The sequence below is a fragment of the Acinetobacter sp. TYF_19 genome (genome assembly GCF_043105125.1).
Classification (GTDB): domain Bacteria; phylum Pseudomonadota; class Gammaproteobacteria; order Pseudomonadales; family Moraxellaceae; genus Acinetobacter; species Acinetobacter johnsonii.
This window is the reverse complement of record NZ_JBICLH010000085.1, coordinates 87485-103906: the sequence shown is the minus strand read 5'-3', so window position 1 is coordinate 103906 and position 16422 is coordinate 87485. Positions and strand designations below refer to the sequence as shown.

At 43.1% G+C, this 16422-nt stretch carries 9 protein-coding genes; 3 read left to right on the top strand and 6 right to left on the bottom strand.

Translation table 11 applies throughout. The annotated features are described in order from the left end of the window. Positions 1 to 3: 3 nt before the first annotated feature. Both ACF8FD_RS14605 and ACF8FD_RS14600 read left to right on the top strand, forming a co-directional pair. A complete protein-coding gene (locus ACF8FD_RS14605; protein WP_058868814.1) occupies positions 4 to 360 on the top strand; it encodes a chaperone modulator CbpM in 357 nt (118 codons plus the stop codon). Between the two features lie 73 nt (positions 361 to 433). After that, positions 434 to 694 (top strand): YdcH family protein, encoded by a 261-nt coding sequence (locus ACF8FD_RS14600; RefSeq protein ID WP_004692664.1) that lies wholly within the window; start codon positions 434 to 436, stop codon positions 692 to 694. 120 nt (positions 695 to 814) lie between these two features. On the opposite strand, the gene ACF8FD_RS14595 is transcribed toward ACF8FD_RS14600, so the two are convergent. From ACF8FD_RS14595 to rpsO, 3 genes are all read right to left on the bottom strand, one after another. Beyond that, positions 815 to 2050 (bottom strand): magnesium transporter CorA family protein, encoded by a 1236-nt coding sequence (locus ACF8FD_RS14595; protein ID WP_004978806.1) that lies wholly within the window; start codon positions 2048 to 2050, stop codon positions 815 to 817. 142 nt (positions 2051 to 2192) lie between these two features. Then, positions 2193 to 4280: a polyribonucleotide nucleotidyltransferase gene (gene pnp, locus ACF8FD_RS14590; protein WP_171056729.1), complete on the bottom strand. Its 2088-nt coding sequence runs from the start codon at positions 4278 to 4280 to the stop codon at positions 2193 to 2195. Positions 4281 to 4540: 260 nt separating this feature from the next. Then, positions 4541 to 4810 (bottom strand): 30S ribosomal protein S15, encoded by a 270-nt coding sequence (gene rpsO / locus ACF8FD_RS14585; protein WP_004692669.1) that lies wholly within the window; start codon positions 4808 to 4810, stop codon positions 4541 to 4543. A 251-nt stretch (positions 4811 to 5061) separates the two neighbouring features. Between rpsO and ACF8FD_RS14580 the strand changes: the two genes are divergently transcribed. Continuing rightward, positions 5062 to 6360, top strand: a complete 1299-nt coding sequence (locus ACF8FD_RS14580; protein ID WP_262470065.1) for a serine hydrolase — start codon at positions 5062 to 5064, stop codon at positions 6358 to 6360. Between the two features lie 699 nt (positions 6361 to 7059). Here the strand turns inward: ACF8FD_RS14580 and recD are convergent. Genes recD through ACF8FD_RS14565 form a run of 3 tightly spaced genes read right to left on the bottom strand, consistent with a single transcriptional unit; the run spans position 7060 to position 16341 of the window. After that, complete coding sequence (gene recD, locus ACF8FD_RS14575) at positions 7060 to 8844, bottom strand: exodeoxyribonuclease V subunit alpha (RefSeq protein ID WP_392453532.1); 1785 nt, start codon at positions 8842 to 8844, stop codon at positions 7060 to 7062. 39 nt (positions 8845 to 8883) lie between these two features. Then, the gene (locus tag ACF8FD_RS14570; protein WP_392453531.1) at positions 8884 to 12657 is read right to left on the bottom strand and encodes a UvrD-helicase domain-containing protein; all 3774 of its coding nucleotides are present in this window, start codon (positions 12655 to 12657) and stop codon (positions 8884 to 8886) included. Positions 12658 to 12660: 3 nt separating this feature from the next. Next, positions 12661 to 16341 (bottom strand): exodeoxyribonuclease V subunit gamma, encoded by a 3681-nt coding sequence (locus ACF8FD_RS14565; protein WP_281963774.1) that lies wholly within the window; start codon positions 16339 to 16341, stop codon positions 12661 to 12663. Positions 16342 to 16422 lie beyond the last annotated feature (81 nt).

Below are 16422 nucleotides of genomic sequence, written 5' to 3'. Positions count from 1 at the left end.
ATTATGACGACTATTCATTATCGTGAAATTATTTTAGACGGATGTCGACATGCTGAAATTGTTGATGAACAACATAGCTTTGATTTAAAGCATTTTGCTGAAGCTTGCGGACAAAGTCCGGAGTGGGTTTTACAGCTGTTAGAATATGACATTCTACCTAACCGACCCGATAACCGTATTCACCAGTTTTTTGGTGATGATGTCTCACGTGCACGGCGAGCCTATCGCTTACAACGTGACTTTGATGCCAGCTTTACTGCAGTCGCAATGATGCTGGATTTGATTGAGGAAGTTCAAAAACTTCGTCGTGAAGTAAAACATTTACATCTCACTGACCCAGTTCAAACGACTCAACACTAGTTCTATAAAGAAAGATTGGCGCATGCCTTTCTTTCTTTTTTTTATTTTTGAATAAGAGGATTAGACGGCAACCATGAAACTCAAAGTTTGTAATAAAAAGACTAAGCTCATGTTTCCTGAATACCGCGACATGATTCAACAGCTTAGAGAAGACAATCCGCATTTTTCTAAAATGTTTGACGACCATGAAGCTCTCGATCAGGAAATTTGTTTACTCGAACAAGACCCTGTCAGGATTCATCGTGGAGAGATTGAGCCCCTCAAACGCAAAAAGTTGTTCATTAAAGATCAGCTTTACCGGATTTTAAAAGGAGCCCAGTTAAAAACTTCTTAAATTAAATCTCCCTGCGACGCCCATATATCCGAATAATAAATTGAACAAGGATAGCGTCAGCATGTAAAGAAACACCTTAAAGCCCATTTGCTTTAATGGTCTATGCGGAAAATCACCGAATTATTTTAATTTGGTGATTTTCTCTAAATCTTTGATGGTGCCCTTCACGGTTTGCTTGATCGGCTCATAATCGATAAACCAAAACAAATTCATATGTTGATCCGCATGCTGCTGTGCCAACATATCAATGACACTTTTTTCGCCACGCCCGACCAAATGACGTCGATAAAAATAATACAGCAGAATCAATGTCGTCATTAACATGATACCCAACATGATCCAAAACCCTGTTGGAGACTTCAGCCCCGGAATAAATTCAAAGTTCATACCATACACCCCTGTCAACAAAGTCAGCGGCGCAAAAATCGCGGTAATAATGGCTAAAATCCGCATGTTTTCATTGGTTTGATTGGCAATCGCTGAAAAATGTAGATCAATGGCTGCTTGGACTGCATTTCTCAAGCGAATGGTATGCTTCTGAATTCGTTCAATATGGCTGGTTAAATCATCGACACGTACCAGCATGATATCTTGTTTTTCGCTACGCTTTTTCCCTTTCAAGTGCGAATAATTATCGACAATTTCATCGCGTAATTCCTGCAAAGTCTCGATTTGTTCTTCGCACAAATTTTCCACTTGTTGGAAAGCCATATTCTCTTGTAACAGTTGATGCCACTTGGTAAAACGACGATGCCCTTGTAAAAGCTCTTGCTGCCAAAACTCTACTCGACGTGTCAACGGCACACGTAAATCGAGATAACCATCTACCATGTTATTGAGCAGTCTCAAGGTCAAATCTAAAGGCGTTGCGGGTAGTTTTCGTGGTTTATTATGCTCTTCAATCGGACGGCTCAACACCGTTTCCATACGCTGAATATAGCTTTCAACCTCTTTATTACCCTGCTCTCTAACCGTAATCAAGACTTGCGGCGTGAGCATAAAGCTAATCGGGGTCGTCGCCAGACCAAAAACCCGTTCATGTTTTTCAGCCGCTTGAGTATCAAGCTTGATTTGATCATCAGGTGTGATCAGCTTACGAAAGATCAGCAAGTCATAATCTTCCAAAGTGTCAAAGGCACAAGGGTGTTCTAAATTGAGAATATCGCGCAGATGATATTCATTCATCCACAGTCCCGTTGCCGCATAAATGTCCTGCTGCCAATGTTCTGCCCGATTGACCACATCGTCACGGCTACACTCCACCCAAATAAACTCAGCTTCCTGCTCTGCAATTGGCTGTTTCTGCACATAAGTATGCTGCGCGGTGGGATGTTGATAGAAATAATAGCTTTGCATATCTCATTTATTATTGTCTGTCTTAGCCAGCATGATGCCATAAAAAAAGCCCTGAGCAAGCCAAAGTTTAAATTGGCCAAGCTCAAGGCTTTTCTAAGACAACTCAATTCACATGGCAAACACCATGGGAATTGACAAGAGATTAAACTTGTTCGATGTCTTTCATCGTCAATTTGATACGGCCACGGTTGTCTACATCCGCAACTTGTACCTTAATTTCTTGACCTTCTTTCAGCACATCTGCCACGTTTGCAATACGCTCGTTCGAGATTTGTGAAATGTGAAGTAAGCCATCAGTACCTGGAAGAATGTTGACAAACGCACCGAATTCAACGATACGAATGACTTTACCAACGTAAATCGTACCTGGTTCAATTTCAGCAGTAAGTGCTTGGATTTTTGCAACCGCAGCAGCAGCAGCAGCTTTAGTTTCACCAAATACACGAACAGTACCGTTGTCTTCAATATCAATTGCAGCTTTGGTTTCTTCAGTAATAGCACGGATGGTCGCACCACCTTTACCGATTACATCACGGATCTTATCTGGGTTGATGTTGATCACTTGGAATGTCGGTGCATGCATTGAAATTTCAGGGCGAGCGCGTGAAATCACTTGGTTCATCTCGTTCAAGATATGCATACGACCCGCATATGCTTGGTTCAATGCCGCTTCCATGATCTCTTCAGTGATACCTTCAATCTTGATATCCATTTGAAGCGCGGTAATACCGTTCGCAGAACCAGCTACTTTAAAGTCCATGTCACCTAAGTGATCTTCGTCACCCAAGATGTCAGAAAGAACTGCGAAACGCTCGCCTTCTTTCACTAGACCCATTGCAATACCTGCAACTGGCGCTTTCAATGGAACACCTGCATCCATAAGTGATAATGAAGCACCACATACCGAAGCCATTGAAGATGAACCGTTTGATTCAGTAATATCCGATACGATACGAATCACGTACGGGAAGCGGTCAGCCGCAGGAAGAACCGCTTGAACACCACGACGCGCCAAACGACCATGACCGATTTCACGACGCTTAGGACCAGATTCACGACCCGTTTCACCTACAGAGTACGCAGGGAAGTTGTAGTGCAACATGAAGTTGTCAGTTTTCGTACCTGCAAGGGTATCAACCATCAACGCATCACGTGTATTACCTAAAGTCGTTGTTACCAATGCCTGAGTTTCACCACGTGTGAACAATGCAGAACCGTGTGCACGGTCTAACACGCCAACTTGAACATCAATGGCACGAACTGTTTTGGTGTCACGACCATCAATACGTGGTTTACCAGACAAGATGTTGTCACGTACCGTACGGTATTTAAGGTCTTCGAATAATTCGTCAACTTCAGCAGCAATACCAGTTTCATCTTCTTCAGGAACAAACTGAGCAACAGCTTCAGCGTGAAGCGCATCTAATGCTGCATAACGCTCTTGCTTAACAGCAATTGTGTATGCTTCAGAGATTTTCGCTTCGAATGCTTCTTTCAATTTACCAAGAAGTTCTTCGTTTTTAACTGGCGCAACCCAAGTAGATTCAACTGCGCCCGCAGCTGCAGCAAATTCTTTAATCGCTTGAATTGCGATTTGCATTTCGTCATGACCGAAAAGTACAGCGCCTAACATTTGGTCTTCAGAAAGCTCTTTCGCTTCAGATTCAACCATCAATACAGCAGCTTCAGTACCTGCAACCACAAGGTCAAGATCAGATTCCTTAAGCTGTTCTAAAGTTGGGTTAAGGATGTATTCGCCGTTGATTAAACCAACACGTGCGCCTGCGATTGGGCCTGCAAATGGAACACCAGCAATAGACATCGCAGCTGAAGCGCCCAACATTGCAGCGATATCGCCTTCCATAGTTTTGTCAGAAGAAATAACAGTCGCTGTTACTTGGATTTCGTTGTAGAAACCTTCTGGGAACAATGGGCGGATTGGACGATCAATAAGACGTGAAATTAAAGTTTCAGCTTCAGACTGACGACCTTCACGCTTACCGTAACCACCTGGAATACGACCTGCAGCATATTGTTTTTCTTGGTAGTTAACAGTCAACGGGAAGAAGTCTTGGCCTGCTTTTGCTTTTGGTTGAGCAACGATTGCAACAAGAACCTGTACACCACCCATGGTGATCACAACAGTGTTCGCTTGACGAGCAACACGACCCGTTTCTAAAACAACCGTGTGTTGACCATATTGGAATTCTTTACGAATAATATTAAACATAGACATGTATTTTTCTTTCCTGATTTTTATTCTAGTGGAGACCCCTAAGGTTTGGCATTCACATTGCCATTTCAGGCAACTGTATAAATGACAAAGCTTAGAAGCCGACCTCACCAGAGACTAAAAATATGATTTTAAGACACAAAGAAGGAGCGAAACATTCGCCCCTTCCCCATTACCTCACAGAAGCAAGGTAGACTTTCTTTTTCAGTAATAAAGCATTCAAAATGCGATAGTCCGAAAATAAAAGTTTAATCGAATTAACGACGTAAACCTAAAGCAGCAATCAAGTCGCTGTAACGAGTAGCGTCTTTACCTTTAAGGTAATCAAGAAGCTTACGACGTTGGTTAACCATACGGATAAGACCGCGACGGCTATGGTGGTCGTGTTTGTGCTCTTTGAAGTGACCTTGTAAATCATTGATTTGAGCAGTTAAAAGAGCTACTTGAACTTCTGGTGAACCAGTGTCGTTTTCAGCACGAGCAAATTTAGCAATGATCTCTGCGCGATCTGCGTTTGTTAAAGCCATTCGATTTCTCCGAGATGCTTATAAGTTACATTTGATACAAATCAAATTGATTCTTCAAAACCAAGTTGACTGCCGTGCATCACTACAGCAAAGCATTATTTTAAGGGATCTAGCGCTATATTGCAAAAATGTTTTATGTTCGCAGTCAATTCGGCAACTGACGGCTTTGCACAAATCATGCACAATCATGACAATTCTGATTTTCAGTATCAGACTCAAATCCAATAAAAACGAAAAATAGAGAGAAATTTGTGAAAATTTTATCTGCCAATACCTGTTATGTCCCCCATGACCTCAACCACGTGATTCGTTCTAAGGATGAGGTCTCCGCTACCTTGGGTGGCATGAATGACGCACAAATTCAAAGCATTTGGACCAGTATAGAGTCCCTATATAAAACAGGAAACTACCCTTTCATCAGCCTCTGTTTACGTCGTCAGGGACAAATATTGTTAAACCGCAGCATTGGTTATGCGCAAGGCAATTCACCCGATGGTTTAGCGGTAGATGCAAAAATTGGCACACCCGACACCCCAGTTTGCTTATTTTCCGCCTCTAAAATCGTTACAGCCATGCTGATTCATATGTTGGATGAAGGCGGCTATCTGAATTTACTCGATCCGATTAGCCACTATATTCCCGAATATGGCGTAAACGGTAAACGTCGTGCCACCATTTTCCATTTGCTCGCTCATCGTGGTGGCATTCCACGCATTGACAGCAAAGTCACACCTGAACTGTTGTTTAATCAAGATCAAATTTTAGAACGTCTTTATGCGGCACAACCCGTTTCAGCTTCGGGCACGCATCTGGCGTATCATGCCGTGACGTCGGGTTATATTTTAGGGGAAATTATCAAGCGGGTAACGGGTCAAACAGCCCGCGAGTTTCTTGCTGAAAATATCGAAAAACCCATGGGCTTAGATTACTTTAACTATGGTTTAAAACCTGAGTATCGAGCGGATGCCGCTTTAAACTATGCCACAGGTCTACATCCACGTTTAGGCACAGACCATTATCTTAATCGGGTACTGGGTGGTGGTTTACAGTTGGCGGTCGATGTGACCAATGATGCGCGCTTTATGGACACGATTTGCCCAGCGGGCAACATTTATACCAGTGCGGAACAAGCTGGACGTTTCTTTGAAATGCTCTTGAGTGGTGGCGAATACCAAGGCAAACAAATCATGAGTGCCCAAACGGTATTTCGCTCGACCTTGGCCACGTCAGGAGTTAGTTTAGATCGGACATTATTAGTCCCGATGCGTTATGCCTTAGGCCCAATGTTAGGGAGTAATCCTATTGGGTTATTTGGACCCATGACTGGGCAAGCCTTTGGACATCTCGGGTTTTCCAATATTCTCTGCTGGGCCGATCCAGAACGTGATATTAGCGTATCGCTATTAACCACAGGAAAATCTGTCGTCGGGACCCACTTACCTGCTTTAGCGAAAACGCTTTATCAAATCTCGAAGCATTGTCCCAAAATCTTAAAGCACCAACGTCGCTCATTATTTGCAACCGATCGAAGCGAAACAGACTTAGTCTGAGCATAAAAAAAAGCCCAAGTAAACTTGGGCTTTTTTGCGCTGTAGTGTTCTTTTATTTTTGTTCTTGTTGTTTTGGTTATCATTATAATAATGCGCTTTTCCGCGTCTTGTATTAAACATTCCATGTTTAATCATTTACATCCTTATGTGACAGATTTTGCCACATCACACAGAAGAAAAAAGTCGTATTTCACTCATCTTCATGTAAGCGATTGCTTACACAAACTCCTAATTTTCTCCATTATTCAACCTAAACCTCTCTAAAAAAATGCAATAGTAAAAATTTAATAAATCAAAAACAATCACTTAAATGCATAAGAACTAAATTTAAAAAAGCATAAGCCGTGCAATACTGAGACAGTGTCTCTTCAATATTTAATCTATGACTGTATTTTATGCTTCGAGGAATGAATGACTATTTTTTGTCACATTTTGCCAATTTATCAGATATAAAAAAGCCTTGTAGTCTCTCCCAAAACTACAAGGCTTAGCGGCTGTAAGTTTCCTCTTTCACCTACTTCACTGTAAGTTCGCTGTCTACTGACGTTATTATTATCTTTTTGCGATTATACTCAACATTCCGTGTTGAGCTCTTTATGTGAAGCCATCTTCTCAAAATCCTCAGCAAAGCTCTATGCGCAAATCTCCTGAATCTCTGTAAGCCATTTCGTACAAAGCTCCTATTTGTTTATTAAATCTTCACAATTGAATTTGTTGATTAATTTTTCTTGATAGACCACTTTCTCGGGTGGTTCGAGTCACCATAGCATGTACGAATGCATCGGCATCGACCAGTAAACTGACCACTTTTTTCGCCCGCGTAATTGCGGTATAAATCAACTCCTTACTGAGTAATTTTTCAGCCTGCCGATCCAACACCACCGCGGTATGAGTGAACTCAGAGCCTTGAGATTTGTGAATGGTCAGTGCAAAAGCTGTTTCAATATTTTTGGGTAATCGTGTTGCAGCTACCCATTTATCCAGACTAGGGAAATACACATCAAATTGCAACTTGCCTTGTTGAACGCGCTGTAAACACAGCCCAATATCGCCATTCGACACCCCCAATTGATAGTCGTTATAGGTCATCATCACTGGACGGCCCAAGTACCATTCGCCTTGTTTGATTTGTTTTAATTGTTCCAATAGGCGCTGCTCGATTTGCAGATTGAGCTGTTTTAAGCCGAAATGGCCATGGCGTATGGCGGCTAAAATACGGTAATCATCAAAATGTTGAATCACTTTGGGCACGAGAGAATCATTAGGATTTTGCTGATATTGCTTTAAAGCCTCGACATAGCCCTGAAAGCCGAGCATCAGCAGATCATAATAATGCTGTAACTGCTCTACAGATAAAGCCTGCTCGGGCAACAATTCGAGTTGTAAATAATCGACCTTGACCTGATCCAACTCAACCGCCTTCAACGTCATGGCATGTACAACTTGCTGTTGAAAAGTGTGCAATACGCTCTGTTTTTCAGCAGGATGCGTCATTAAGTCAAAACAAGATTGCTGCTGAATAAATTGTGCCAACTTTCCAATCCGTGCATCTGATTTGAAACGACGGCTATTGACCAAATTGACTCTATTTTCAGCCAAAGCTGGAACCTGTTGTAGATCGGCGAGTACAGAGCCGACATCGACCGAAGCCAACTGATCGGCATCTCCCAATAAAATCAAACGAGCTTGATTCGGCATGGCAGCAAAGAGCATCTGTGCCAAATTTAAATCCAGCATGGATGCTTCATCAACGACAATCACATCATAAGGTAAAGGTTGTCTGCTATGAAAACGCGGTTGCTGCGTATTCCCAAGCCCCAAAAGGCGATGTAGCGTCACAGGGTTTAAGTTTTTCAAATCTGGGGTAACTAAGTCTTGTAACTTTTCATCCTGAAAAGAGTTTTGCAGGGCTTCTTTCATGCGCTGCGCCGCCTTACCTGTCGGTGCAGCCATCGCAATACGAATATCAGGTAAACTTTGCTTGAGCACCGCAATAATACGCGCCAAGGTATAGGTTTTCCCTGTGCCCGGACCACCTGTAATGATCGCGAGCGCCTGCTCAGCCACCATAGCCAAAGCCTGTTTTTGGTGTGGATCTTCTAGTAAATGAGCATAAGCTGAAATATCCACTTGCGTTAAATTTTGCAATTTTAACCGTGCTACTTGCTCGGCCAAAGACTGCTCTAAAGCCCAATAACGATACAGATATAATTGCTGCTGATCGTAAACAAACGGCGCTTTTTGTTGCTGTGCCTGCTGTTCATCCATCACCAAATCATCTAAGACTGTGAGGGCTTCAGCTGCAACCGAGATACAACTCTCACCGCGTAGCATGGCTTCAAGAACCTGTTGAATCATTTCACTACGTGCTTCAGTGACCCCTGTTTTACTCAGCGGTGACTGCTGAATAAACTGACTCCAACGCGTTAACCATGTGTCTACCACGGCAGCCTGATCAATACTGGCTTTATGAACATTTTCCACACGGTTATCCTCAAAGTTATCCACAACTTAATTCTTTGTTTATGATTGACTAATTTCACTTAATTCAGAAGTTTTGCCTACATGATTTTCAGTAGAAGTATCCTCAGCAAAATGACCCAAGATGGCATCTAATCTTAAAATAAACTCGGGGCTAGCACGCCAACTTAATACGCCTTGATTGGGCTGCCCATTCATCCCTCTCAAATAAAGATAACTCGCCTGTCCCAGATGTTCTTCAATGTCATAGTCCAGCAAATTCACTTTTAAATAGCGATGCAAAGCCACCAAATACAGACCCGCCTGCAACCAATAACTGGCATGTGACATATTCAATTCGATTGCGTCATGATTATAGCTCTGCTGATCCGCCCCTAAAAAGTTACTTTTATAATCGGCGATGTGATAACGCTGACCATCAAAATAAACCAAGTCTATCGAACCTGTCAGATAACGAGCAGAATTGGCTTCATTTAAGTCGAGCAGATCAATCCCATACTCTTGAAACAATGCCTGTATGCGTTTAATCGCCAGCACATGATCGGACAATGACAAATAAAAAGGAAACTCAGCCAAGTGTTCATCGGCTTTCAGTTGCTTCAACTGAAAACCTGCATGCAAAGGCGTTTCTAGTACATCAGCTAACCACGCTTGCATCCACAGCACCAATTGAGTTTCATCATCCTGTCCAAACTCATTTTGATATTTGCCCAATAACTCTTGCCACAGTAAGGGACTATCATTTTTAAAACGACGATGAATTTCCAGTCCCCAGTCACCCGAGTCCTGAAAATCAATATGCTCGAAAATTTCGTGCAGGAAGGTTCCCGCAGTCGTCCCCATTGGAAACTGCCGTTTAATCCACGCCAAAGGCTGACTCAGCTCCACATCTTCAAGCACAGGATGATTAATCTCGTCATCCGCACTACCCACTTTCTCGCTCAAAACCGCTAAGGCATCCATTGCCTCTTTGCGACTCAAATGCTGTGCCAACGCACTAAAACTGGTTTTGGAACGTGGATAAAAACGCTGTTCAGGAAAAGCCAAAGCTTGTAACTGAATGATCTCTTGCTGCTCGTCTAGTTGTAAACGAATCGGCTTTTCAGTCAGCAGTACCTCATCACCACTGGCAGGATGCTCAAACAGATTACCGGCTTGACCACGCCAAAACGCCAATGCCGTATTTGATTTATATTCCTGATCTTGCAGCAAGGCATACACGCGGTGGCTCGCACGGGTCAGTGCGACGTACCATAAGCGATGCTGTTCCGCTTCGGCTCGCTCATTGTGTTGATCAATTGCGGTTGGGTCTAACAGATTGGCATCATTTACTGCCACGATGCGCTGTAACTCGCTCTGCCCTGTCGTCGGATTGATCTGTTCCAGTGTTGAAAAGTTTAAGGTTTTATTCATTTCCTTAAAGTCTTTGTCGGCACCCAGCAAGAACACAATTTTAAACTCTAGACCTTTGGACTGATGAATAGTCATCAGCTGTACGCCTGTGGCATTGGAGAGTTTGCGTTCCAACTCCCACTCACGTTCCGCAGGCAAATGTAACTGTTTGAGATACCAATGATACAGTTTCTGCGCGCCTTGGAACTGCTCACTATGTTGGCTCAACAACTCAGTCAAATGTCGAAGATTAACCACAGTCCGTTCGTTGTCTCGGCTTTGGTAAGCCACCAAGTTTTTCCACACTTTAAACAGGTTTAAAGCGTACTGCCATGCACTTAAAAAGCCTTTATTGATCCACATGTCACGGATGTCATCAAAATCCGCCATAAACTGGCTTAAACCGTTGGCTTGCTTTTCCAGTTCTAGTAACTGTTTTAAATCAATCGCCAACAGCCGGCTCAAAAGCGCACGGCGAACTTTGGCTTCATCAAAAGGATGCATCATTGCGGTCAATAACGCACCGACATCTTTCGCGACCTGACTTTCAAACACACTGCGTTTAGACGGACGGTTGACCAAAATTCCCAAACGCTCTAGTTCAAACTGAACTTTGTCCAAGCCATCATGGTTTTTCGACAACACCGCGATATCATTTGCCCCTATAAACTGTAGCGGATCATTTGCCACATAGAGTTGCTGTTGAATGCCTTGGTTGATTAAATCACGAATTTTCCATGCCACTTGTTGAGCTTCATTTTTTTTATCTTCAAGTAACAGCCAACGCAGCGGTACATGGTTTTCACCCTGCACATCGACCAAAGCAGGATGTGGTCGAGTCCCTGCCTCTACAGGCTGGTAATAGACCTGCTCACCAAAGTCCTGTTGGCGTTGAAATAAAGCATCCACCACCTGTACCAACTTTTGCACAGAACGATGATTATATTTCAAACTATACTGCCGACCTTGCTTTGCCAAAACATCTAAACGTGCCTTGTTATAGGTCAGCATGTCCCCCCCACGAAAGCCATAAATAGCTTGTTTTGGGTCACCGACCATAATCATACAGCCTTGATGATAGCGCTGTGCATCACGCCAAATCCGCGCCAACATATCATCTTGGTCTTGGTTGGTGTCTTGAAACTCATCCACTAAAATGAGTGGATAGCGTGCTTGTACAAACTGAGCAAAGCGCCGGCCTTGTTCACCCTGTAAGGCTTCTGACAAGGTACGGATTTGCTGAGAAAAAGTCGTTTCACTCTTTTGCTGTAAGACTTGTGGTAATCGCTTTTTCACCTCGGAGCTTAGGTAATAGCTAACATAAGTACTATAGGCTTTTAACTGACTCTCCAAATCAAGTTTCGCATTAACTAACTCATATAAAATCTTCGTTAGCTGATCGTTATAAAATCCATCAACAACAGATTGATCACATTTTTTAAAAATTGTTTCTCGATAATTACCTTTTGAATCCAGAAAAATTGATTGTACTTCTAGTATATTTTTTTGAATTGATTGACTGAAAAAACTCTCTTTTCCATACACTTTTAAACTTGAGATAACCTGAGGCAGACTTTCTCTAAATATCTTTGTAAATTTACCCTTAGAAAATGCTTTTTTATTAATTAAGTCAAAATATTGCCCATCTTCCAAATAGTATTCGGATAGTTTCTCAATATCCTGCTCATTTATTTGAGTTAAATATGAAAGATGTTTTTCAAAAGCATCTATTTTTAAATTAGGCGACTGCACCTCAACCATACTTGCTGAGGCAAAATTCAAAGTATCGTTGACTAACGGTATAAAATTTTCGACAGATTTAAGCTGCTGACTCATTAATAAATAATTCACCACAGGCTGTGGCTGTGCCTGAATCCACTCACGCAATACATCATGAATAAGCTGCTGAGTATAACTCTGCGCATCATCGGTAATATCTGCACGCTCAATCTTGCCACTTTCAAAAGAAAACTCACGCAGTAACTTTTGACTAAAACTGTCCAGTGTCCCGACAAATAACTCATCTAACTGGTCAATCACCAACTTCAAACGCTCTTGGGCAAAACCGACCCGCTGTGCGTAGTCCGTGAGCACCTTGATAAAAAGCGGATCTTGTTCAACCGCTATTTTAGCCTGTATTTCTCGCTCGGTCAGACTCTGACAACCTTCAAAATAACGTAAAGTTTCAATCAAACGTGCCCGAACGCGACTTTTCAGTTCCGCAGCAGCAGCACGGGTGAAGGTGGTTGCAATAACCTGATTCGGCAAATAGGCCCCGAGAAAAATGCGTACCATCAAACTGGATAAGGTAAAAGTCTTGCCTGTGCCTGCTGAAGCTTCAATCCAATGCAAGCCCTGAAAGCTCATATCGGCAATGGGTTGATAAGACATGTTCGATGTGGTGACCTGAGACTGTGCTGTCATGACTTAGTCCTCAAGGCTTTGCTGATGCAAAAAAATCGGATGATATAGTTCATAAGAAAACTGCTCGCAGGCATGGGCAAGTAATGCTTTGGCATCCTGCTCTTGTAAAATAAACTGCCAGTCGCGGTGTGCTTTATTGGCTTCGTTTTCAGTCATTGAAAAACCACTAAAGCGACCATCTTCTTCCCACACTTTATAAATGGCGTCCATGTCCGCGATCACCATCTGTTCCTGATCATTCAGTTGCCATTCATGCGTTTTATCTTTTTCTGCAATTTTCAGTAACAAGGCCGCAGGTAAAACCAAAGGCTGAGTTTGTGCATACTCCCATGCTTTCAACCAAGGTTTGAGCCATTCACGCGCCTGCTTTGAACTCACGCCAGTACATAAAATGGTCCGGTCACTAAACACCACGATGCGTTGATATTGCTGTCCACCCTCACCCAAATTGACATAAGCCAGCCACAGTAAATACTCCAACCAAACTTTGGCACGGCGCTTTGCTCTGGCACTGGATGCTTCTACACTGACCCATTTTTCAGCACTGTATTTGGCTAAAGTAACATTGATCTGTAAATGCTCACTCACCTTCCAGACTTGTTGGGTCGTGGCTGTGGCTTCAGGTGCATAACGTTGTAAACGTGTCAGCAAGCGCTGCTGCTCAAGCACGCTCATTTGCCAGACCCCATCTTGAACTTTACCAATCGGCAGTTGATCCATCAGAAGATTGGCATCCGCTTCTGCTTCATGTTGTTGTAAAAAATGACGGATGGCATAACGTCCTAAACCATCGAGGAGTAACGGTTCTTGCGTTGCAGGAATCTCTTCTGGTTTTAAGTTTTCCACGCCTAAAGTCTTAAGATACAGCCTTGCAGGGAAAGTGATGTCTTGAATCCACTGCTGACTATCAAGAACTTGAATATCTTGCTCTAATTTTGGATAAGGCGTGTTGACCCAACTACTCCGTTGTCCTGATGCATGTTGCAATTGTTTCGCGACCTGAAACCATTGATCTTGAAAACGAATACTGTGCTCAGATTCAAAACCACGCGGATCAAAAGGCAATAAAGGATGAACATGATACAGCGATGCCAACTGTGCAGGGACAGTCACACCATGCTGATCAACCGTTGCGCCGGCACTCTTGGTCTGTGTGTCAGGCTGAACAATAAAGGCCATATGCTGAATCAGTTCTTGCAATACCGTAGACGGATCACGGACTTCACCATCGTTGATATCAAAGCCATTATAAAATAACCATAAGTTCTCTTGTGCCAACAACAACGCATCTAGAAAAGCCCCTTGATCATCTTCCAAACGGGAACGGTCTCCCAGTTGTGGCTTCAGTAAATCCATCAGGTCAAAAGGCAAATGCGCACTGCGGTTGGGAAACTTGCCACTATCCAAGCCCAACATCACGATCAACTTATACGGCACAGGTCGAATCTGGCCAATTTCACTAAATGTGATCTGTCCCGTGGGTTCTGCATAGTCCAGTTGCGCCTCTAAGGTCTTTTGGATTTCTTCTAATACATAAGGCAAAGGTAAACTTAAACTGCGCAATGCATGATGATCGTGTTCGTCATAATAACTCGCCAAGGTCAGCATACGTTCTTGTTTTTTGACCATCTTATACACTGCGGCCAAAGACTCGACACCCGCAGCTTCGAACTCGCGAATATCTTCCATCAAACGATTCAGCCAAGTTTCCGCAGTTGTCCGTTGTCCAGTTTCATGCGCGATCATCCACTCGGAACGGTGTTTGAAATCCTGATAAATTTTAATTAAAACACCAATCAACTCAAAATCACTCGACTGTACTTGGGCATAACTCAAGGTCTCATGGAACAGCACATGCTCTGGGACAGCGACGCCTAAAGCCAAACGATCTAAAGCAAACTTCAGACTATAACGATAGTCTTCATCCCCTTCGGCCAAACTGCGTTTTAAATGCTCGGCATCCAATCCACGTTTAAAGCCTGCGTTGATCAACAGCTCCGTCATCCGCTCAATCATATTCATGTCTAAGCCATAACGTTGCTGCGTTGCATTTAAACTGAGCCAATCGGCAAAGTCCTCAATACTCAAACGCCCCCGCACCAAGACCATCCGTCCCAACACAGCTCGCCATGCATTTAAGGCATCAAGTTGAGTCACGCCTGCCAGCTTAATTGGCAAATAAATACTGTCTTTACTCAGTTGGTGACCCTTTTGCAAAGCTTCACGCTCATGCGGAGGCGGCGCAAAAACACTGCGAATAAAAGGTTCTAGCTCAGTCAAACTGGGCGTCAACACTAAAATATCACTTGGACGTCGCGGTACTTCAGCCGTGCCCTGAGCCAACCAATGCGTCAGTTGATCTTTGAGGACTTCAAGCTGTCTAAGGCTGGAGTGACAGACATGGATCTGTATCGAATCATCTTGTTCAGCCAAAGCATACTGATGCTGCGTAGGTTCTACCAAATACAGGACATCAGACTGAATTTTACCAAGTAAAGTTTCTGGATATTCATCAACAAAGACATCGGCCCATACGCCATCTTCACCTGAAGAAAGATTGGAAAGTAAAGAGAAATGGTCCCGTGCCTGTTTACCAAATCGGGTCAGTAAAGGATGGCGAGACTCTCGGGTTTCTGCATTAAAATTGAGGGTAAACTCATCAAAAAACTGTTGAATCTCTGCATCATTGGCATTTGGATGTTTTTCAATAAAACGCTGCTTCACCCGTGCGTCATAACGCGCTTTCCAGTTGGGATCGACACTGTCCGCCCAGTATTCTTGTGAAGGGTTATAGTGAAAAATAAAGATCTCGAGATATTGCCCCAATCGATGTAAAAACTCCAATTGTTTTGGCGGTAAATCTAAAACCGTAAATACCACCAACTGCGCAGGCAATTTTTTCAGTGCAGCATCTCGGGTCTCGGCTTGATCGAGTAAGCCCCAAAATGCAGTATCAATACGCTGAATTTGTTCAAAGTCAGCATGGAACACCACTTGCCAGAGCCAACGCTGCCACGCTTCCAGCTCATGCGCTTGATTGAGCTGAAAAGCACTGAGTTCTTGGTGAGTTTTAAAAAACATCTGCTCTAAATCGAGCGGCTGGTTTTTGCCCCACGCTTGTAACCAATTGGTCTGGCAACGACAACTTTGCGGTGGACAGCCTTTGGTGCAATGCCCACGATAATCCATATAAAAACTAAACAGCCGTGAAACCTGCTCCGCGACCCAATACAACATGCTTTGTTTTTTCAGCTGTTTATCAATACCCTGTTGCAAACGGTCAGCACTAGCATAGATCCGCTGAATAATCGGATACAACGGATGGGCAACCTCTAAAGGATTCAGCTCAGCTTGTATAAATTCTTTTAAGGCTTGAAAGACACGCCATTTAATAATCAATCGCGGAATATTCGCTTTACGGACTTCGTCTTTTTGATCGACCAAAACCCACTGATAAGCCGCCCATTGAAAACCACGAATACGATGATGAAACTGCGTGTTGGCACTGATGCCCTGCTGCTCCGCCAACTTTTGTGTTAGCCAAGCCTCAACCGCAGGTGAAGGTACAATAAAGTGCTGTGCTTGCAACACTTGAAAGGCATTTTTAGCTGGTTTAAAGACGGTTTTTTGCATGGCCTGCAACAGAACATCAATACGCTGACTTTGTATTACGTGTATCGCCATGTTTCCTCTCAAATAACCATCTTATGAAAAATCTACAAAAGTACACAGATTATTGACTATACTTCTGGTTCTGTCTATGTC

What these genes read in the sequence shown, in the direction of transcription:
- ACF8FD_RS14605 (WP_058868814.1), top strand. Translation starts at nt 4, where the DNA reads ATGACGACTATTCATTATCGTGAAATTATTTTAGACGGATGTCGACAT.
- ACF8FD_RS14600 (WP_004692664.1), top strand. Translation starts at nt 434, where the DNA reads ATGAAACTCAAAGTTTGTAATAAAAAGACTAAGCTCATGTTTCCTGAA.
- ACF8FD_RS14595 (WP_004978806.1), bottom strand. Translation starts at nt 2,050, where the DNA reads ATGCAAAGCTATTATTTCTATCAACATCCCACCGCGCAGCATACTTAT.
- pnp (WP_171056729.1), bottom strand. Translation starts at nt 4,280, where the DNA reads ATGTTTAATATTATTCGTAAAGAATTCCAATATGGTCAACACACGGTT.
- rpsO (WP_004692669.1), bottom strand. Translation starts at nt 4,810, where the DNA reads ATGGCTTTAACAAACGCAGATCGCGCAGAGATCATTGCTAAATTTGCT.
- ACF8FD_RS14570 (WP_392453531.1), bottom strand. Translation starts at nt 12,657, where the DNA reads ATGACAGCACAGTCTCAGGTCACCACATCGAACATGTCTTATCAACCC.
- ACF8FD_RS14565 (WP_281963774.1), bottom strand. Translation starts at nt 16,341, where the DNA reads ATGGCGATACACGTAATACAAAGTCAGCGTATTGATGTTCTGTTGCAG.